A 511-nucleotide genomic window follows, 5' to 3' on the forward strand; every position below is an offset into this window, starting at 1 on the left:
AGCCGCTCCGCGCGTCACCCCTCGCAGACCGAGGGCAGGGCCCGGGCCAGCGCCCTGAGGTGCAGCGCGTCGAAGTGGTGGGTGCGGGCGTCGTGCAGCGCCGCGACGGTCAGCAGCGGGCCGCACGCGGGCGAGGTGTGGGCCGGGGGCAACTGCCGCAGCGCGTCGAGCAGTTCGGTGGTGATCCGGTCGAGCGCGGGCCGCACCTCCTTCGCCAGGTCGGGGCGCTCGGTCGGGCGCTGCTCGGGATGGGCGTCCCAGCGGGCGTACAGGCCGCGCTGCACCACCTTGTTGGCCTCGATCTGGTCGCGGAACACGGCCTGCGCGAGAGCGGGGTCGATGCCGAGCGCCGCCGAGCGCGCCGCCACGTCGTCCAGGATCTGCCGCTCGCGCACCGGGTCGTCGATCGGGGCCGGGGTGCCGTACTTCGCGGCGGCGACCTTGTCCGCGAGGGCGAGGCGGTCCGCCGCGAGGGAGGTCACGGCGGCGAGGTCGCCCGGGTGCGCGCGGG

General features: G+C 76.9%; 1 protein-coding gene. It reads right to left on the reverse strand.

What is annotated here, in order from left to right; all coding sequences use genetic code 11:
* Positions 1–14: 14 nt before the first annotated feature.
* On the reverse strand, positions 15–511 hold a 497-nt coding region (locus tag G3I40_RS17570), incomplete at its 5' end, for a chorismate mutase (RefSeq protein ID WP_164303091.1).

Origin of the sequence: Streptomyces sp. SID14478 (assembly GCF_010548525.1) — a bacterium.
Taxonomy (GTDB): domain Bacteria; phylum Actinomycetota; class Actinomycetes; order Streptomycetales; family Streptomycetaceae; genus Streptomyces.